Source organism: Massilia sp. UYP34, from assembly GCF_056279385.1.
The window spans coordinates 20,679-36,818 of sequence record NZ_JBWBRF010000029.1 but is presented as its reverse complement, the minus strand read 5'-3'; the positions used below and the strand labels follow the sequence as shown (position 1 = coordinate 36,818).

The window sequence follows — 16,140 nt, the reverse complement described above, 5'->3', positions numbered from 1 at the left end:
GCCGGCACAGCTCCAGCAATGACTTGTCGCCGGTCGAGTATGAAAAGCAGTATTTCAAGCGGCTCGCGAGTGTCTAGGAAACTCGTGGCGATTCAGTGCGACGCGATGCATTTCGCGGAAGAGCTGACAGGGCGTTTCCGTCGTGACCGCCCAGGAATTGCCGCAACCGCAATTAGCGACCCGACTCACATCACGTGCGTCGCGAACGACTACGGGTATCAGCAGGTGTTCAGCCGGTACATTGAATCTCACGGCCGCAGCGGTGATGTTCTGCTTGCGATCAGCACTAGCGGGAAAAGTCCGTCGATTCTGGTAGCTGCCAAAGCGGCTCGCAAACTCGGTATGCAAGTCATCGCATTGACCGGGGCGGCTGGATCGCCCCTGGAGGACCTATGTGACGTCTGTATCAGTTGTCCGTCCGGAGCGTTTGCCGACCGGACTCAGGAACTGCACATCAAGATCATTCATATTTTGATCGAGCTGATCGAACGCGATCTCTACCCAGAAAACTACTAGCGTAACGTCAAGGACGTTTTGGCCGCCATCCGGGTTCTGCGACAGGGCTTACAATTGTCAGATCCGGCTAGACCAGTTGGTTGGAAGTGAATTCGTCAGATAGATGCAGACAGTGACATCTGATTAATTTACCTCCAAGGATCTGACCAATTTGCAGTACTCGTACCTAAATCAGGTGACGTAATTTTCGACTAAGTGACTGAATTGTTTGGGATTCGTGCAAGAGTCATCTATTTTGAGTACTTCGGCATTTCTCTCGTCGGCAACATTGTACCTAAATATGGTGACTTAGTTGATGGGATCGAATTCAAACCTATAGATGTAGACTTAGCGCACATCCCCGCATTTTCCTTGACCTGCTAGTTAGCAAGACGTTGGCAGCACTGGGCAAATTGAAACCAGCTCAGCTTTCAAATATCCTCGCAATAGTCACCCTCCGTACGAAGTTCAAGCTTCATGGATTTAGCAAAACATCGAGCATCAATCGCATTCAATTTTCCTTATCGAAATACAAATTTCCAGGAGTAATCATAATGCTCCTTGGTAGAGCTGCCGACTCGGCTACGCCGATTTGATCCATAGTTAGTTATTGATGTCGGAAAAAGTTACTTTTCAGGTGCTTGGCGCGGAGGATCGCTACGGGACCGACCCACTGTCCTCGTAGGCATGGCAAAACCGAACCCTAGGCCAAGCAGCGTCGCCTTAAAAGTTAGTTTTGAGCGATTCGTCTAGACGTTATCTAGATAATCCGTAGTTGGTTGTTGACGTCGCAAAAAGTTACTTTTCAGGTTTGCGCGCGAAGGCGCTTTGCCACACAGATGCTCTGTCCTCGTAGAGATGGAGAAACGGCACCCTCGGGCCAAGCAACGGCGCCCTAAAAAGTTAGTTTTTGGCGAATCGACCAGGCGTTATCTAGACATCTGCCCTTACGAGCACCGCGTTCTTGTCTCGCAACTGAATATACGTGGTGCAGCCTTTGGAACACCAACGCAGATATTATCTGGGGCGGTCGTCGTAGCAGAGAAAGCAGTATCGCCAGCATTATCTAAACCCAGGGAATATTTTGCTTGCGGAATACCGAAAGCAGTTGTATAAACTGCATTCGCACTCAAAATCAGCTTCCGCCTTAAAACATGCGAGCAGCCGAAACTAACTTTGGCAGTGAATTGTATGCCCTAAGAATTCGCACAGGCGTGACGCAAGCAGACGTTGCCTCTCGTGCCGGATTGGGTAGAGGCTACTACTCGCAGCTGGAGAATTCAAGAAAGGGGCCGCCTTCGACGCTCCTCTTGTGCCGCATCGTCGAGGCGCTGGAACTGAGCGACGCTGAGTCGCACCGTTTGTTCGCTGTCGCGGTTGCAGATCGGTGCGCCGCGACTTGTCACAGTTCTGTGGCCTCGACCTCTATAGCACCACTCGTGAAGTCATTGATTCAATCGGCGCCCAGGATTACACACGAGCAAGCGGCGCGTATCGCAGCGATCCTTAAGGAGGAATAAATGTAGAAAACGACGAACCCCCTACAACTGAGATCCGCCGCTTTCTGGCCGAGATAGTATCTTCGAACGTGGAAATTCTAAGATATCGCTCTCCGGCCGGACGGTCAACTGTTGTTTTCAAAAAAGCTGCATCCGTCTATTAACTGGAGGGTAGAGCAATGGTGAAAGCAGTCTTAGAACCCGTTTGCGCAAGTGCACATGCGCGGGAAACTTTTACGCCTTTGTCCGTGATACGCAAACGCGCGGCCAAGGTATCGAATCTCTGGATCTTCGATTCCCCCAAGAACAATCGCCGCCTTACCGTGTCCGGTGACGTGCCCTTCATGCACTTGATGCTACTTGAAGGTGATACGGGCGTTGCTGGTTACGAACTCGTCGATGATCCTTTTAAAGTTGCTTCAAACAGTGATGCCGGCTATGTCAGGGTACGCAGCCGCGACGGCGCTGAGCATTGGATCGTCATAGCTCGTTCTGGGCGCTCTTCATCAGGCAAGGAAAGTGATCCCTCGATTCCGGAGGGTCTGCGAGAGAAGGCATCATCGGCCGGTGTAGAAGTTCATGCGCGCAGCGAACTTGAACTGCTTGGGAAAGAAGTCTTCCTGGACAACTGGCTCATGCTCTGCGCAATCATGACCCGTGTCAAAGCTTATCCCACGTATCGCGAAACCGAGCTGTTCTTGGCATTAATGTCTCGACATGGCGCGTTGCGCGTACAGGATGTCTTGGCCGACGCCCGGGCCGATCGGAGCATCATGCTTGCCGTGGTGGCCAGGGCGCTCCAGGAAGGCACGGTGCATACCGATCTGACTCGCCGCCTATTCGGAACTCACTCGCAACTCGACCGGGTGCGGTCATGAGTGTCCCACGTAGCCGGACCCTTATTCCTGCTGCCTTTGCGAACTTGTCGCAGTGGCCAGCACCTGATGAGGAAGTCCTGAACGAAGAAATCCTGCGTATTTACCGACCTCGTAAGCTGGCTGTCGCAATGTACGCGGACGGAGTAGCGCACGAACAGATCACAGCTGCTACGGCGATACCGCGCCAGAAGATTTTCTACCTGGTTGGCCGATGCATGGCTGGTGGTGAGGACGGCACGATCGCCGGCTTTCGTGCGCTGGTGCCTTGGAAGCGTTTGCGCGGCTACGAGCGACGTGCTCCAGTTGTCCATGAGCTAGGTGAAGGATCGGGTGGGTGTGCAGGTGCTCTATCGCAGCTGTTCGCGCGATTTCCCGAAGTGGAGCTACACATTCGGAACCGCTTTCTTGGCACTGGAGAGCGTTCGGTTCGAGTAGTTCGGATCAGCTACGCCGAGCTTCATGGTGAATTTCTTGACCAGCTACGCTCACTGGGTTTTACGTCGGAGGACTGGCCATTCAGTACGAAGAATTGCGGATACAAGTCTCTTCGGCAATTTTGTATCGGTTTGCTGAGCGAGAACGCAACGCGCTGGTTCTCGGCTCGCTCTGGAGAGGAAGCGGCGCGTCGACATGGGGTCGGTTCTGGGAGGCGCAGCCTTTTTCCGCAGCTTCGCGGCTATGGCGCCTGCCAATTAGATTTCCATAAAGTCGACGCAGCTTCAGTTCTGATCCTGGAGACCGAAGATGGCGGACGCTTGCCAGTACCGCTTGCTCGCTGGCACATCGGCTTTCTTATTGAGGAGCGATGGAATCTTGTGCTGGGCGCGTTTGTAGCGCTCGAGGGGAACCCGAGCGGGGACAGTGTGCTAGAGGTGGTCGAGTCCGCGATACGTCCACCGGCCGAAGAAAGCGATGCGGCTACTTGCCCATTAACTGTTGACGGCAAGGTTTTCCCCATACAAATCATGCCCGAGATAGCGTTCCAGGGCTTCGGCGTCCTGAAAATGGATAACGCATGGTCGAATGCGGCGACCGAAGTCGTCGATAACATAATCCGTACACTCGGTTGTGCGATCAATTTCGGTCCGGTCAAGGCGTGGTGGCGTAGGCATCCAGTTGAAAGGATTTTTGGCAAACTGAGCGAGCGTGGTTTAAAAAGACTGCCTTCCACATTCGGGTCTGGGCCAAAAGACACGCGCCGCAATAAGCCCGTCGAGCAGGCCGTGAAGTTCGAGATCACCATACGTGACCTCATTGATGTCATTTATGCCTGCATCAGAGAGCACAACGAGGAAGGGAATGAGGGTAACAATTTCTCTTCGCCGATAGGAGCGCTCCAGCATGGCTTGAATCGCTCCGATTCGGGAGTGTTTCTGCAGCCTTTACCCATTCCGGCGCAGCAAGACTTGAAGCTTCTTTCTCATGTCGAAGTTGTTAAGGTTTGCGGCAGCCGCAAGAATAACATCCGGCCTCATGTGACTCTCGGGCGATGGAAATATACAAACGCCGCGCTTGCGAACGCCTACGACCTCATCGACCGGCAACTCATCGTCTACTGCGATCGACGCGATGTCCAGGTCGCAAATGCGACCGTACTCGAGACGGGCGAACAGCTCGGCGCTCTGCAGGGCCCGGCGAACAAGCAAGGACACCATATTTCCTGGCGTAACCGTGCACTTATGAACCAGGCAGGTCTGTCGCAACGCCTGCATGAGAATTCGACGTCAGTGGCGGCACGCTGGTGCGATGGCAAGGCGGACGAACTGCGCGAACGCAGCAAGCGTGCTCGAAACGCCAAGCGCGCTTCTAAGGAAGCGCTCTCCCTTTCCAAGGTCCAGGCCGATCAAAAGCGCATCGGTGATAAAGCGGCGCTAGGGGACTCACTGATACCTTCCCCACCTTCAATCTTGCCAAAGACCGGTAGCTTCTTCGATTTCGAAGCTCCCAAGACTGGTCCTACTTATTTAGGAGATTAAATTGACTGCATTCGCTAACCTACTGACGATCGACCATCCTGCATTTAATCGAAATACTGTCCTATTGACCGAACCAATCAAGGAACTCTACCAAATCGTCCGCCACATCCTGCTCGTGCGCGAAAGCGGTTGCTGTTTCACTGCGCAAAGCGGTGTAGGAAAGACTCGCGCGCTTGTACTACTCGAACATCTACTGCGTGACCGCATGCCCGAGTTGGTCGTGATCCGGCATAACAGTTGGAACCAGCAGGTTTCATCGATCCGGGCATTCTTCAAACATTTTCTTACTGCGGTAGGTCACCCGGAACTTCGTGGCGAGACCTTCGACCTGCGCCACCGACTTGTGCGACGCCTCATTGATCTGGCTCGAGTATATCAGTCACCGTTTGTCGTGCTCCTTATCGATGAAGCAAATGCCATGCGTCTCGAAGATTTCCTCTTCCTGAAAGATATCTATAACGAGCTGGACCGTGAAGGCGTCCAGTTGGTAACGATCATGATGGGACAGGACCCAGATTTTTCCGACGTTATTGGCCACCTTCGGGAGATGGGCAAGTCTGACCTCATCTCTAGATTTGCACGGCGCCGTCAATCGTTTCGAGCATTCTCGTATAAGGAAGATGTGGCGTCAATTTTTGCTCAGTATGATAGTTCCGTCTGGCCCGCTGAAACTTCCCAGACCTGGACCCAGTTCTTTATGCCGACTGCCTGGGACGCTGGATTTCGGCTGGAAAACGAAACCACAAGGTTTTTCGACGCTGTGAAAAAATGTTCCCCGCATTCGGTCCACAAAGTGGGTTTTCCAGCCCGACAATTCTTCACGGCACTACGGCGCTATCTCACGGTCCAGCACCATCGCGACGCACCGGGGGTTTTTCCAAGCTCGGAAGCTTGGGACGACGCTGTTGACTTTGCACTTTTGGCGGATTCAATTGCCGAAATGAAAGGTGAGGCCAAGCGGGCACAAGGGAGACCGCGATGAAGATTTACGATAACGCCGTTAGAGAGTTTCCTTCCAACGCCGCGCTCGATTTGGTTCCCTTGCCGGAAGAATCGATGGTCTCCTCAATATGGCGATTCGCATGGCGTAACGGCCTCGGAGTAAAAGAACTGCTTACCCATTGCACGCACGGTGCGGGCTATCAGAAAGAGCATGCCACTTTTTCCTATAAGCGTGGTTTCGACCCGGACGTGTTCAGCCACAGCAGCTGGTGGATTGATGAGCCGAGTGAAAAAGAGGTATTCGGATCATCATCTGAAAAACATAGGTCTATATGGTGGAATACTGCGTTTCGCTATTGTCCCCTATGTCTAGGGCATCTTTATCATAGCTTCTGGCATCAATCGAAGTTCCTCTCCCACTGCCCGCTAGATGGAGCAGCACTGCGCGATACTTGTTACTCGTGCGGCAAGCATTTGCCCACTTATGGATTTCATCAAGAGATCCTAAGCAGGCCATACGTCTGCCCGCACTGCAACGGTCCCATCTCAGGCGTTGGATTGAGCGTGGATGCTCGGTTGGAGATACAGCAAAGCAAAAGGGAATACGCGCGAGCTTTTGAAAGTCTTGATCATTGGTGGGAGGAGTCGACAGCAGTACGCAATCAGCTGGAATCATTTTTGTCTTCACGGGCATATCATTTCTCGCCGTGGTTGAGGCCTGAAACTACATGGCTACAGTGGGTTATTCACCAAGTCCCCCCGCCGGCAACGCTACCTTTCACGACACGCGAAGTTCCCCAACTCGTGGTCTTGACTTGGAAAATCGCTCTTGAACGATGCGACCCTATGAAAAGCGTCCTTTTTCCGAAGCGTTGGAAAACTGAAAAACTTAGTCTTGCAATAAAGGTTTATCGTGCAACGCTACGACGGTTACTTCGCGTAATCGCAGAATCGGAACCGTTCGACGATGAGGACTATGTTCGTCATCGAGCCGAATCCATCAAAGACCTTCTGAATTCTCCGAGCGGCTGCAACATGAAATTACTAGCCTTCATCATGCTCAGAAATAGCTACGAGACCTATTTTAGTGTGATGCATGCATCGCCAGACCAAGCAGATTTCCAGGACTGGAATGTGGGATTCCCTTATGGGAACGAGTTTGCACAGCGGGTAAGGATATGTTGGCGGGCGCAGTTTATCGCTGAGTATGCAGCGTTCTATTGGTGGCTAGTCGCTGTGCGGGATGGGAGGAAAAGAGTTGGCGACTTCAGAAGAGAAACCGCGACAATGAGTCATGTTGATGTGAAGTTCGACGGAAGTAATGGTGACTATATTATTGGTAAGGTCGCCTTCCCAGCTGTTGATGGACTTCGGCTTAGTCTGTCTCCCTGATGCCATAGGTGGGTGAAACCGGATAATAAAGTAGCTTCCATGACCGGTGGTGGCAGCTCGCCACCTACCGGTCAGCCATTCATGCAACAAAAACGCTTTACCGCTACCTCAGTTTAAGGATCCGGCGCGCACCAGTGAGCACGATGACGGCGATGATGGTGCCCACAACAAGATCGGGGTAAGGCGAACCAGTCCAGGTAACCAACACTCCAGCAGCGATCACGCCGAGATTGGCGATAACGTCGTTGGCGGAAAATATATAACTTGCCTTCATATGCGCACCCCGATCACGTTTCTTGGCGATCAAAATCAGGCAGGCAGCGTTAGCAATGAGGGCTACGGTTCCGACACTCATCATCAAAACAGATTCGGGTTCACTGCCAAAGAAGAAACGTCGAACCACTTCACTCAGCGCACCTAGTGCGAGCACGAGTTGAAGCCACCCAGCCACGTGGGCCGCACGAGTTTTTAGCGCAGCCGCGCGCCCAACAGCGTATAACGCTAAACCATAGACTGCTGCATCGGCGAACATGTCGAGCGAATCGGCTACTAATCCTGCGGATTCTGCGATTAACCCCCATGTGAGTTCGACCACGAACATCACAGCATTTATAGCCAGCAGCAGCCGCAACGTCTTCGCCTCTGACGCGTCTCCAGCTTTATCGGAGCCGCTAGTCGATTGGGACAGGTCTGGACGGGAACTGATCAGGTGGGCGCCCAAGTCTAATCGTGTCAGCTTCGACAATATAGGATCGATGTTTCCCGAGTGTGCTACGTGGAGCTGCCTTGCCGAGAGATCGAAGTTGAGCGAATGTATGCTTTCGACATCAGCTACCGCCATGCGGATCATGTTCTCCTCAGACGGGCAGTCCATCTTCGGTATTGCGAGCGTGCTGATCGTGCGTTGTACGGTAGAGCGTGGCTCAGCCGGACGTGAGCTGCGAAGCTCCACCCCCAGTCGCAATGGTTGAAGGACGTCGAAAAGGATATCTGCGCTCCCACGGTGGAGCACTCTGACGGTTCGGGTATTTAGGTCGAAGGCGATATGATCGATGCCGTCGACTTTGTCCAAAGCCATCCGAATCAAGTTTTCTTCAGACGGACAGTCCATTTTGGAGACGAACAGCTCGGTTTCAAGGCCGCTAGAAGGCGTGGTCTGATTTTGTGTCATGAAAGTGAGTTTTTTGATGGCTGGTTATTGGAGGGTAAACCTTCAACCAGCTTCAAGGTCAAGTGTGCTCAGGACCTGTGATTGGCACCACGCTGAGTGAGCTACCCGGCTTGTCCCGCCGGCGCGAGGGCATCAATGATGCCGCAATCGGCAAATCGACCGCCCCGGCATGAAACCAGCAGACGGGAAAGATGTTCTTTCAATAAGTTGAGGTCTCTGATCTTTTGCTCGACCTCGGCAAGGTGTTGTTCTGTCAGCGCTGTCACGGCGCAGCAGTCGCCGTCTCGCTGGTCGGAGAAGGCCAACAGGCTTCGCACTTGGTCGACCGTGAACCCGATCTCCCGTGCACGGCGAACAAAGCTCAGGCGGGCTACATCCTCGCTCCCGTACAGCCGGTAGTTGCTGCCGGAGCGGGATGGAGAGTCGAGCAACCCAATTTTCTCGTAATAGCGAATCGTCGCTGGGGGCATCTGCGCCGCAGCGGACAGCTGTCCTATCGTAAATGTGCGTGACATATGCTTGACATTAAAGTGGCTTCAAGGTTTATAAAGCTCATTTATTAATCCGTCAAGCAAATCCAATCATGCGCATCAAGATCAATGCTTCTGTCGCCACGACCCTGTTGGTCATGTGTATGGCCGCAGGCTCTGCCTTTGCTGAGGGCACTCCACTGACGCTTGCCGAGGCCGTCGCACGGGCTAGACTCCACGCGCCGCAATTGCAGGGCGCTGACGCAGCCTTGCGCATCGCCGATGCCAATGTACGCCAGTCTGGACTTCGACCGAACCCGACACTTTCCCTTGAGGCTGAAAATGTCTTGGGATCGGGACGCTACTCCGGTTTCGGTGGGGGAGAAAAGACGGTCGCGCTGTCAATGCCCTTGGAGCTCGGTGGTAAACGCGGCGCGAGGATGCGCGTGGCCCAGGCTGAACGGGCCGCCGCCGGTATTGGGGCGCGCTCCGCGGAAGCGGAGCTGACATTTCTGATTACCGAGGCGTTCGTTACCCTTGCTGCCAACGAGCGCTATGTCGCGATCGCAAAAGCTGGTCATGAACTGGCTGCGCGTGCTCACCATGCAGCACGCGAACGGGTGCGCGTCGGAAAAGCATCTCCAATAGAGGAGCAAAGGGCGGACGTGCTGCGAATCAATACGGAGGTTCGTCTGGGCAAAGCACTACGCGCCGCCGAACTGGCCCAGAAAACGGTCGCACGGCTGACAGGCACGGCGATGCCGCTCACGATCGCGTCCACGTGGTTCGAGCAAATAGAACGCAGCGAGATGACGCCGGCAGCAGGGCAGGGGTTGGCGATCGCAACAGCAGAGGCCGAGGTGGCCGCTGCGGAAGCTCGCGTCGATGCGGCCAGGCGCGACCGGATACCGGACGTAACGCTGACCGCAGGCATGCGCCGTTACGGCGAATCGTCCGACAAGGCCGCTGTGCTCGGCCTGTCGGTCCCACTGCCATTGTTCAATCAGGGCACGGCCGCGCTGGCGCGCTCGCGGGCGGAATTCGATCGGGCTTCCGCCGCGCGCCGCGGCGTCGCACTGCAATTCGAGCAATCCAGCGCGCAGGCGGAAGCCGAGGTGGCCGACGCATTGGCGGCCGCACGGGCCGCCAATGGCCCCGCGCTCGCCGCCGCAGAAGAAGCGGCGCGCATCGCGAGGATCGGATACGCCGAAGGAAAATTCCCGCAACTCGAATTGATCGAGGCCGAGCGCTCTTTGGCCGAAACCCGCGAAAGCTCGGTCGACGCGCTCGCAGCACTCCATACTGCCCGGGCACGTCTGGCTCGGCTCCAAGGTTCCAACTCTCCAATTTATAAGGATTGACCCATGCAAGCGGTATTCCGATCGGGCCTGTGCGCCGCGATGATCCTGTTGAGCGCATGCTCCCCCAAGCCAGAAACAGCCCCTAAAGTAGCGGCCGAACAGGGTGAAAAAACGGCGACCGCCTCAGGCGAGAAAGCCGAGAAGGCCGAGAAGAGCGGCGAAGCCGGCGAGCGGGGCGAAGCTGCGGAGAGAGAAGGCGAAGCCGAAGCCAAGGAAGATTTTGTATCGCTATCGGACCAGCAAATCAAAGCCGCGGGTATCGAGATCATGCCGGTTCGACAGTCCTTCGCTGGGGCGGTCGAGGCGCCTGCAGTCATCGCGGCAGACCCGAAGCATGCAGCCGTCGTCTCGAGCGCCGTTGGCGGCCGGGTTGTCGAGGTCCGGCGCAACCTGGGCGACCCGGTCGCTCGGGGCGACGTGCTGGCTGTAATCGAAAGCCGTGACGTAGCCCAGCTCAGGGCCGACGTTGAAATCGCCAAGCGGCAGTACGAGCTCTCGCAAGCCACGTTCGCGCGCGAAGAACGTCTGTTTGGCGAAAAAGTCACCTCGCGACAGGAATTCGAAATTGCGCGCAATGCCGCGCAAGAAGCACGCACCCGCCTTCGCCTGGCCGAGCAACAACTCGCCGCCGCCGGGGGAACGGGCGGAGGGCAGCTTAACCGGCTGATGCTGCGCTCCCCGATCAAGGGCAACGTCACGGCGCGGCAGATCGCCCTGGGCGACATCGTCGCGCCGGACGCACATCTGTTCGAAGTGGCCGACCTCAACGAACTGGCCGTCGAGCTTTCGCTGTCGCCGAACGACGCCGCCCGCGTCACCGTCGGCACTGCGGTGGACGTGTCGATTGATGGCCGCACCGGCGCAGGCCGCATCACCCACGTATCGCGCGTCCTCGATCCCGCCACCCGCCAGGTACGCGCCATTGCACGGCTGTCGAACGGGGAGGGAAGCTGGCGCATCGGCGAGACGGTCAGGGCATCGATCGCGCTCGAGGGCGGTACCGGCGGCACCCAGCTGGCCATTCCACGGACCGCCGTGCAGACGGTGGAGGACAAGCCGAGCGTGTTCGTCCGGGAGAAAGAAGGGTTCGCGATCAAGCGCGTCGTCCTCGGCGGTAACGCGGCCGGCTACGTCAAGGTGGTGTCCGGCCTCGACGGCAAGGAACAGATTGCGGTCAGCAATACTTATCTGCTGAAGGCGGAGCATGGCAAGGGAGAGGCAGGGGACGATGACTGATTTCCTCGTTCAACGGCTCCTGAAGGATACCCAACCATGATTGCTCGCATCGTCAACTTTTCCGTTGCGCGGCGGTGGCACGTCCTCATCGCCACCATCCTGCTGTCGATCCTCGGCGCATTCGCACTGACGCGCCTGCCGATCGACGCGGTACCGGATATCACCAACACGCAGGTGCAGATCAACGTCGTCGCACCGGCGCTCGCGCCGGCCGACGTCGAACGACAGGTCACCTATCCGATCGAGACGGCGTTTGCCGGCATTCCCGGACTGGAATCCACGCGCTCGTTGACCAGGCATGGATTTGCACAGGTCACGACGGTCTTCAAGGACGGCACGGATATCTATTTTGCTCGCCAGCAGATAGCGGAGCGGCTGCGCGCCGTCGAGCGCAACTTGCCCCCGGGTGCTACTGCGAGCCTGGGTCCGATCGCGACCGGGCTTGGCGACGTCTACATGTGGACGGTGGAGTACGCCTCCAAGCCGGCCCAGAAAGTCGGTACGTCGGCCGGCTTGCAGGCGGACGGAAGCTATATCACCCCGGAACGGGAAGTGCTGCGCGGCGCTGTTGAGAAGGCTACCTACCTGCGCACGGTGCAGGACTGGATCGTCGCACCGCAGCTCAAGAATACCGAAGGGCTGGCGGGCGTCGACGTCATCGGGGGCTACGTCAAGCAGTATGTGGTCACGCCGGATCCGCAACGACTAGCGGCCCTGGGCATCAGCCTGACGATGCTGGGCGAGGCATTGGAGCGCAATAACACGAGCGCCGGCGCCGGCGTCGTCGTCCAGAACGGAGAGGCCCTCACCGTCAAGGCCGATGCGCGCATCACCTCATCCGAAGAACTGGCAAAGACCGTCATCACCACCCGTAACGGCACGCCAGTGCTGGTGTCGCACGTCGCTAGCGTCGGCCTGGGGCAGGAGGTGCGTTTCGGCTCGGCGTCCGAAGGCGGCCAAGAGGTCGTCGTCGGTACGGCCGTGATGCGCATTGGCGAGAACAGCCGGACCGTTGCCGCCGCCGTCGATGTCCGACTCAAGGAAATCGCACATTCCTTGCCGCCCGACTTGCTCATCCGGCCAGTCCTCGACCGCACTCGGCTGGTCGATGCCACCATCAAGACCGTGGCAACCAATCTGACCGAAGGCGCGCTTCTGGTGATCGCCGTCCTGTTCGCGCTACTCGGAAACCTGCGCGCGGCGCTGATCGCCGCAGCCGTTATTCCGGTCACCATGCTCCTGACCTCGGCGGGCATGCTCGAGGCGGGACTCTCGGCAAATTTGATGAGCCTGGGCGCGCTGGACTTCGGCCTGATTGTCGATGGCGCCGTGATCATCGTAGAGAACGCGCTGCGCCGCATCGCCGAACACCAGCATGCGACTGGCAAAACTCTTACCAAAGCGGAGCGCCTTGATACCGTTGCGGCCGCCGCGCGCGAAATGATCAGGCCAAGCGTCTATGGCCAGGCGATCATCATTCTCGTCTATGTCCCCCTGTTGACGTTCCAGGGGGTGGAAGGCCGGATGTTCGCACCGATGGCGGTAACGGTGATTCTGGCCCTGGTATTCGCTTTCATTCTTTCTCTTACCTTTGTGCCGGCGGCGATCGCGCTATGGCTTTCGCGCCATGTCAATGAAAAGGAAAACCGACTGGTCAAAGCCGTATCCACGTCCTATGCACCTTGGCTGGACCGTGCACTCGCGAAGCCCAAGCTGACCGGCGTACTAGCGACCGTCGGTTTTGCGGGCGCGCTGGGTCTGTTTACAACGCTGGGCCAGGAATTTCTCCCGACCCTCGACGAGAAAGACGTGTTGCTGCAGGTCGCCCGCATTCCCGGAACCTCCCTGGACCAGAGCCAGGCGATGCAGTTCGCTGTCGAGAAGGCGGTCGGCAAGCTGCCCGAGGTAAAGCTGGTCTTCTCCCGAACAGGTACGGCTGAACTGGCCGCCGACCCTATGCCGCCGAATATCACGGACACCTTTGTCATCGTTAAAGACCGTTCGGAATGGCCGGAACCCGGGATGAGCAAGGCCGAGCTGGTTGAGAAGATCGAGAAGGCGGTTGCAGGCATCCCGGGCCAGAACTACGAGCTGACCCAGCCGATCCAGATGCGCTTCAACGAACTGCTGGCCGGCGTACGGGGCGACATTGCCGTCAAGGTCTACGGCGACGATTTCAACGCCATGATCCGCACCGCCGAGCAGGTTGCCGAAAAACTGCGTGCGGTCGAGGGCGCGGAGGACGTCCGGGTAGAGCAGGTGCAGGGGCTTCCGCTGCTCGATGTGCGGCTGGACCGCGACGCCATGGCGCGGGTTGGATTATCCGCTCAGGACGTGCACGACACACTGGCGGCAGCCATCGCGGGCCGGGAGGCTGGTTCCATCTATGAAGGCGACAGGCGCTTCGACGTGGTGGTGAAACTGGGTGAGACCAGCAGGAACGATGTGGAAGCCTTGCGCCAGTTGCCAGTGCTGACGCCAAGCGGCAGTTTCGTGCCGCTGGGGTCGGTGGCCGCGCTGGAGACGGCCAAGGGACCGAACCAGATCAGTCGCGAGAACGGCAAGCGTCGCGTCGTGGTACAGGCCAACGTGCGCGGACGTGACATCGCCAGCGTGGTCAGCGAAGCGCGCGCAAGCATCAACGCGGACGTACGGGTGCCCGCCGGTGCATGGATTACCTGGGGCGGGCAATTCGAGAACCTCGAGCGTGCGCGGATGCGTTTGGCAGTCGTGGTACCAGCCTGCTTCGCGCTCATCATCGCGTTGCTGTACTCGGCTGTTGGGTCTTGGCGTTCGGCCGCGGTCGTGTTTACGGGCGTGCCTCTCGCCCTGATCGGGGGTATCGCCGCACTCTGGCTGCGTGGCATGCCGTTTTCGATCTCGGCGGCCGTTGGATTCATCGCACTGTCCGGCGTCGCTGTCCTCAACGGGCTGGTAATGGTGGGCTCGATCGACGACGTGGCGAAACAGCTTCCGTGGGCACAAGCGGTGCGCGAAGGTGCGCTGCGGCGCCTGCGCCCCGTCTTGATGACGGCACTGGTCGCATCGCTGGGCTTCGTCCCGATGGCATTGGCAACCGGCGCCGGCGCCGAGGTGCAGCGGCCGTTGGCCACCGTTGTGATCGGAGGCCTGATCTCCGCTACGATCCTGACGCTGTTCGTGCTGCCGACGCTTTACCAGCGCTTCGCCCGTCCGCCCGAGAACGTGGCGGAGGGAATTTGAACAGTCCAGTAGAGTGAACGCAAGGACTCGAACATTGGAAGGAATCACATGAAAGCGCAATACGACCTGGTCATCGTTGGCGCGGGTTCAGGCGGGTACATCGCCGCAATCCGCGCCGGACAACTCGGCTTGTCCGTGGCCTGCATTGAATCGAATCCTTACGCCGCACCCGACGGCCAGGCGCGCCCCGGAGGAACCTGCCTGAACGTGGGATGCATTCCATCCAAGGCATTGCTTGCGTCGAGCCACCTGTACGAACAGGTCGTCCACCACACCGCCGAGCACGGTATCACCACTGGCGGCGCGGCGATCGAGGTCGACAAGATGATCGATCGGAAGGACGGGGTGGTCTCGAAAATGGCCAAAGGGATCGAATACCTGTTCAAGAAGAACAAGGTCGACTTTATCAAGGCGCGCGCGCGCTTCGTCGGGATGCAGGACGGGGTATATTCCCTGGAAGTCTCGGCCGAAAATTCCGTGCAGGAGATCAGCGCGGGTAACGTGATCATCGCCACCGGGTCGAAGCCGCGCCAGCTGCCAGGCACCCGGATCGACAATGCAATCATCTGCGACAACGCCGGAGCGCTCGATTTCCGCGAGGTGCCGAAACGCCTGTGTGTGGTTGGCGCCGGCGTGATCGGTCTCGAGCTAGGCTCAGTGTGGCGGCGCCTGGGTGCGGATGTCACCCTGCTCGACGCCATGCCGGACTTCCTGCCCGGCTGCGACACCGCCGTGTCCAAGGAAATGCTCAAGCTGATGTCTGGCCAAGGGCTGAAATTCGACCTTGGCGTGAGCATCGACAGCATCGCGCTCAGCGGCGGCGGGGTGCAGATTTCGTATCGCGACCGTGCTGGCGCCGCCAAGGAGCTCGCTTGCGACAAGGTGATCGTGGCGATCGGGCGCGTGCCCAATACGGATGGGTTGGGAATCGAGGCAATTGGCCTGGAGCTTGACCAGCGCGGCTATGTGCCGGTCGATGAACACTGCCGCACGATATTGCCGAACCTGTTTGCCATCGGTGACGTCGTGCGCGGGCCAATGCTTGCGCACAAGGCCGAGGAAGAGGGAATCATGGTCGCCGAGATCGTCGCAGGGCAATCCGGGCAGGTGAATTACGCCGCCATCCCCTTCATCATCTACACGAGTCCCGAAGCCGCGTGGGTTGGCAAGACGGAGCAGGAACTGGCACGCGAAGGCCGCGCATTCAAGTCGGGACAGTTCCCTTTCTCGGCCAACGGGCGCGCACTCGGCCACGGCGACGCACAGGGGTTTGTCAAGGTCCTAGCCGATGCCGAGTCGGACCTTGTGCTGGGCGTGCATATCGTCAGCTCGCTCGCGTCGGAAATGATCGGTGAAGCGGCAATGGCGCTCGAGTTTTCGGCGTCTTCGGAGGACATTGCCCGGATCTGCCACGCGCACCCGACATTGTATGAAGCAATCAGGGAAGCGTCGCTCGCTGTCGACAAGCGTGCGCTGAACATCTGACCGTCAACTGTAT

The 16,140-nt window shown here is 57.7% G+C and carries 12 protein-coding genes; 10 read left to right on the top strand and 2 right to left on the bottom strand.

The features are described 5' to 3' along the window. The 6 genes from ACZ9AQ_RS23095 to ACZ9AQ_RS23070 all read left to right on the top strand — a co-directional run. Positions 1–516, top strand: a 516-nt coding sequence (locus tag ACZ9AQ_RS23095) for an SIS domain-containing protein (protein WP_429206946.1), incomplete at its 5' end; no start/stop codon positions are given. A gap of 1,133 nt (positions 517–1,649) precedes the next feature. Next, on the top strand, positions 1,650–2,015 hold the full coding sequence (locus ACZ9AQ_RS23090; RefSeq protein WP_109343494.1) for a helix-turn-helix domain-containing protein: 366 nt from the start codon (positions 1,650–1,652) through the stop codon (positions 2,013–2,015). Between the two features lie 158 nt (positions 2,016–2,173). Then, positions 2,174–2,872, top strand: a complete 699-nt coding sequence (locus ACZ9AQ_RS23085) for a hypothetical protein (protein WP_162819335.1) — start codon at positions 2,174–2,176, stop codon at positions 2,870–2,872. Then, the gene (locus ACZ9AQ_RS23080) at positions 2,869–4,848 is read left to right on the top strand and encodes a hypothetical protein (protein WP_162819334.1); all 1,980 of its coding nucleotides are present in this window, start codon (positions 2,869–2,871) and stop codon (positions 4,846–4,848) included. The genes ACZ9AQ_RS23085 and ACZ9AQ_RS23080 overlap by 4 nt, the downstream gene beginning before the upstream one ends. A 1-nt stretch (position 4,849) precedes the next feature. After that, positions 4,850–5,830 carry an ATP-binding protein gene (locus ACZ9AQ_RS23075; protein WP_162819333.1) on the top strand — a complete coding sequence of 327 codons (981 nt, stop codon included), beginning with the start codon at positions 4,850–4,852 and terminating at the stop codon, positions 5,828–5,830. After that, positions 5,827–7,182 carry a TniQ family protein gene (locus ACZ9AQ_RS23070; protein WP_109343490.1) on the top strand — a complete coding sequence of 452 codons (1,356 nt, stop codon included), beginning with the start codon at positions 5,827–5,829 and terminating at the stop codon, positions 7,180–7,182. The genes ACZ9AQ_RS23075 and ACZ9AQ_RS23070 overlap by 4 nt, the downstream gene beginning before the upstream one ends. Positions 7,183–7,285: 103 nt before the next feature. On the opposite strand, the gene ACZ9AQ_RS23065 is transcribed toward ACZ9AQ_RS23070, so the two are convergent. Further along, entirely contained in the window at positions 7,286–8,353 is a 1,068-nt protein-coding gene (locus ACZ9AQ_RS23065) for a cation efflux transmembrane domain-containing protein (RefSeq protein WP_109343489.1), read from the bottom strand. A 101-nt stretch (positions 8,354–8,454) separates the two neighbouring features. Beyond that, positions 8,455–8,868 (bottom strand): MerR family transcriptional regulator, encoded by a 414-nt coding sequence (locus ACZ9AQ_RS23060; RefSeq protein ID WP_109343488.1) that lies wholly within the window; start codon positions 8,866–8,868, stop codon positions 8,455–8,457. Positions 8,869–8,936: 68 nt separating this feature from the next. Here ACZ9AQ_RS23060 and ACZ9AQ_RS23055 point away from each other — a divergent pair, with 68 nt between their 5' ends. The 4 genes from ACZ9AQ_RS23055 to lpdA are packed head-to-tail and all read left to right on the top strand — an operon-like array spanning position 8,937 to position 16,127. Then, positions 8,937–10,184, top strand: a complete 1,248-nt coding sequence (locus ACZ9AQ_RS23055) for a TolC family protein (protein ID WP_205289051.1) — start codon at positions 8,937–8,939, stop codon at positions 10,182–10,184. 3 nt (positions 10,185–10,187) lie between these two features. Next, on the top strand, positions 10,188–11,420 hold the full coding sequence (locus tag ACZ9AQ_RS23050) for an efflux RND transporter periplasmic adaptor subunit (protein ID WP_109343487.1): 1,233 nt from the start codon (positions 10,188–10,190) through the stop codon (positions 11,418–11,420). A 36-nt stretch (positions 11,421–11,456) separates the two neighbouring features. Continuing rightward, positions 11,457–14,642, top strand: coding sequence for an efflux RND transporter permease subunit (locus ACZ9AQ_RS23045; RefSeq protein WP_109343486.1), 3,186 nt, complete (start codon positions 11,457–11,459; stop codon positions 14,640–14,642). A 48-nt stretch (positions 14,643–14,690) separates the two neighbouring features. After that, entirely contained in the window at positions 14,691–16,127 is a 1,437-nt protein-coding gene (lpdA, locus tag ACZ9AQ_RS23040; protein WP_109343485.1) for a dihydrolipoyl dehydrogenase, read from the top strand. Positions 16,128–16,140 lie beyond the last annotated feature (13 nt).

Excerpts from the sequence above, each read along its gene's own strand:
- ACZ9AQ_RS23090 (WP_109343494.1), top strand. The coding sequence starts at position 1,650 with ATGCGAGCAGCCGAAACTAACTTTGGCAGTGAATTGTATGCCCTAAGA.
- ACZ9AQ_RS23085 (WP_162819335.1), top strand. The coding sequence starts at position 2,174 with ATGGTGAAAGCAGTCTTAGAACCCGTTTGCGCAAGTGCACATGCGCGG.
- ACZ9AQ_RS23080 (WP_162819334.1), top strand. The coding sequence starts at position 2,869 with ATGAGTGTCCCACGTAGCCGGACCCTTATTCCTGCTGCCTTTGCGAAC.
- ACZ9AQ_RS23070 (WP_109343490.1), top strand. The coding sequence starts at position 5,827 with ATGAAGATTTACGATAACGCCGTTAGAGAGTTTCCTTCCAACGCCGCG.
- ACZ9AQ_RS23065 (WP_109343489.1), bottom strand. The coding sequence starts at position 8,353 with ATGACACAAAATCAGACCACGCCTTCTAGCGGCCTTGAAACCGAGCTG.
- ACZ9AQ_RS23060 (WP_109343488.1), bottom strand. The coding sequence starts at position 8,868 with ATGTCACGCACATTTACGATAGGACAGCTGTCCGCTGCGGCGCAGATG.
- ACZ9AQ_RS23055 (WP_205289051.1), top strand. The coding sequence starts at position 8,937 with ATGCGCATCAAGATCAATGCTTCTGTCGCCACGACCCTGTTGGTCATG.
- ACZ9AQ_RS23050 (WP_109343487.1), top strand. The coding sequence starts at position 10,188 with ATGCAAGCGGTATTCCGATCGGGCCTGTGCGCCGCGATGATCCTGTTG.
- ACZ9AQ_RS23045 (WP_109343486.1), top strand. The coding sequence starts at position 11,457 with ATGATTGCTCGCATCGTCAACTTTTCCGTTGCGCGGCGGTGGCACGTC.
- lpdA (WP_109343485.1), top strand. The coding sequence starts at position 14,691 with ATGAAAGCGCAATACGACCTGGTCATCGTTGGCGCGGGTTCAGGCGGG.